We start from the raw sequence: 2,560 nt of genomic DNA, 5'->3' as shown, positions 1-2,560 counted from the left end.
TAGGTGTTGGTACGCACTGCTGTTCGTAGCGGTTTGCAACACCAAGGCACAATCAGGGGATGAACATTGTGATCCTCGACGACTACCAAGATGCCGTGCGCAAACTTGATTGCGCAACCAAGCTGGAACCCTACGCTGCCAAGGTCTACACCAACACCGTCAAGGGCTTGGGCCAGTTGTCGGTGCGGCTCAAAGATGCTGACATCATCGTGCTGATACGCGAGCGTACCCAGCTCAACCGCGCGGTGATCGAAAAGCTGCCGCGGCTGAAGATGATTGCCCAGACCGGGCGTATCGGTGCCCATGTGGATGTCACCGCCTGCACCGAGCGCGGTATTGCTGTGGCCGAAGGTGTGGGATCGCCCACCGCCCCGGCCGAGCTCACCTGGGCGTTGATCCTGGCTTCGACGCGGCGGCTGCCACAGTACATCAGTAACCTCAAGCACGGTGTTTGGCAGCAGTCGGGTATGAAAACCGCGTCGATGCCGCCCAACTTCGGCATGGGCACGGTGCTCAAGGGCAAAACCATGGGTATTTGGGGCTATGGCCGGATTGGCCAGATCGTCACCACCTACGCCCGCGCCTTCGGCATGAAGGTGCTGGTCTGGGGCCGTGAAACCTCCCGCACCCGGGCGCTGGCCGACGGGGTGGAAGTGGTGGACAGCAAGGAAGCCTTGTTTGCGCAGGCTGACGTGCTGTCGCTGCACCTGCGTCTGAACGAAGAAACCCGGGGCATCGTCACCCTGGAAGACCTGTCGCGCATGAAGCCCACCTCGCTGCTGGTCAACACCTCGCGGGCCGAGCTGATAGAGCCCGATGCACTGCTGGCCGGGCTGAATCGGGGCCATCCCGGCATGGCGGCGATTGACGTGTTTGAGAGCGAGCCGATTTTGCAAGGCCACGCCCTGCTTCGGCTAGAGAATTGCATCTGCACCCCGCACATAGGCTATGTAGAGCAAAACAGCTACGAGCTGTACTTCAATGCGGCGTTTGACAACGTGCTGAACTTCATCAACGGCACGCCGACCAACATCATCAATCCAGGTGCCTTGCAGGTTCGGCGCTAAGCCACGGCAGCATTGCTATCTATTTTAGAAATAATTTAAGGCAATGCTGAACAAGTAGCCCCATCAACGGTCATGCAGGCGCAGCTGTTGGATTCTGGAAGAATTTTCCGTGAATGCGGCCTGTTTTATGGCCCCTTGGGGCTGTTTCTTGGGCCCGGTGGCCCGAATCTGCGCACTATGGGCGCACCTGTGCCACCAACGTCTGGCGGCTGAGATAAATGTTGGCCAGCGCCAAGGCTGTAAATGCCCGTGTCGCATTCTTCTCCAACCCGCGATAGCGCACCTTGCTAAAGCCCCATAGCCGCTTGACCACGCCAAAGACGTGTTCCACCCGCGCGCGAATCTTGGACTTATTGCGGCTCTTGCTACGCTGTGCCTCGTCGGCGACGCCTCCAGCACGACGCGTGCGCTGGAAGGCACAAGTCTTTGGCGTTGGGTGCCTTGCTCGCCATCAGCTCCTTCTGGCTGGCATAGGCCGAGTCCCCGTAGACACGTTGCTCATTGCCGTGCAGCAGTTGAGGCAGCGGATGTTTGTCGTGCACGTTGGCTGCGGTGACGACGGCGCTGTGGGCCAGTCCGGTTTGGCTGTCCACGCCGATGTGCAACTTCATTCCAAAATGCCACTGCTGGCCTTTCCTGGTGGAGTGCATCTCGGGGTCGCGGGCCTTGTCTGCGTTCTTGGTGGAGCTGGGGGCTGCGATGATGGTTGCGTCCACGATGGTGCCGGTGTTGACTTTGAAGCCTCGGGCTTGCAGCTCCTGGCCTACCTTGGCAAACAGAGCCTCGCCTAGCTTTTTGTCATTCAGCAGCTTGCGGAACTTCGTGAGGGTTGTCGCGTCAGGCACCGGCTCACGCCCCAAGTCGATACCTACGAAGCTGCGCAGACTGGCGCTGTCATACAGCGCCTCCTCGCACGCGAGGTCGGCCAGATTGAACCAGTGCTGGATAAAGTGGATGCGCCACATGCGCTCCAGACCAATGGGTGGGCGCCCGTTCCCGGCCTTGGGGTAATGCGGTTCAATGACTTCGCACAGTGCCGACCAGGGCACGATGGCCTCCATCGTCTTCAAGAACTCATCGCGCCGCGTGGGCTTACGGTAGGTCTCAAAAGATTGATCGGTTGCCATGGCAAAGGTTTGCTGCTTCATCTTCTGCTTTCGCTGTGGATGAATCAGTAATGCAAATCACGCGCCAGGTTGGGACTTAATCGGCGTTGCCTTAATAGCTGCCCGCGCAGGCAGAACCTACGCTAGAACGCAAAAACGGCCCAATTTCTGGGCCGTTTTTTTGTTAACTGAATAACCCCTACTAGCATCGCATGCTGCAAAGGGGTAGTGCAGTAAAGCTGCTGCCTGGGGATTAGCTTTTCTTCGGTGAAATCTTGGCCTCGACCTTGGGGTCGAACAGGTCGAACTCCAGCATATTGCTGTCGATGGTGGGCACCGCAGGTGGAACCGGTACCGGCGCTGCCACCGGGCCAGGCACACCCAGAT

General features: G+C 58.9%; 2 protein-coding genes. One reads left to right on the top strand and one right to left on the bottom strand.

The genetic code is table 11. The features are described from left to right. Nucleotides 1-59 precede the first annotated feature (59 nt). Nucleotides 60-1,067, top strand: coding sequence for a D-2-hydroxyacid dehydrogenase family protein (locus tag ABI213_RS06745; RefSeq protein ID WP_348007737.1), 1,008 nt, complete (start codon nt 60-62; stop codon nt 1,065-1,067). Between the two features lie 175 nt (nt 1,068-1,242). Here ABI213_RS06745 and ABI213_RS06740 read toward each other — a convergent pair. Further along, a protein-coding gene (locus ABI213_RS06740; RefSeq protein ID WP_348007736.1) for an IS5 family transposase occupies nt 1,243-2,215 on the bottom strand; the annotation gives its coding sequence in 2 pieces (ribosomal slippage) (nt 1,243-1,485 and nt 1,487-2,215; 972 coding nt in all). Between the last annotated feature and the right edge of the window lie 345 nt (nt 2,216-2,560).

Source organism: Rhodoferax sp. (assembly GCF_039922535.1).
GTDB lineage: Bacteria > Pseudomonadota > Gammaproteobacteria > Burkholderiales > Burkholderiaceae_C > Rhodoferax_B.
The sequence above is the reverse complement of the archived record's forward strand: the minus strand, read 5'-3'. Positions and strand labels throughout refer to the sequence as shown.

Excerpts from the sequence above, each read along its gene's own strand:
- ABI213_RS06745 (WP_348007737.1), top strand. The coding sequence starts at position 60 with ATGAACATTGTGATCCTCGACGACTACCAAGATGCCGTGCGCAAACTT.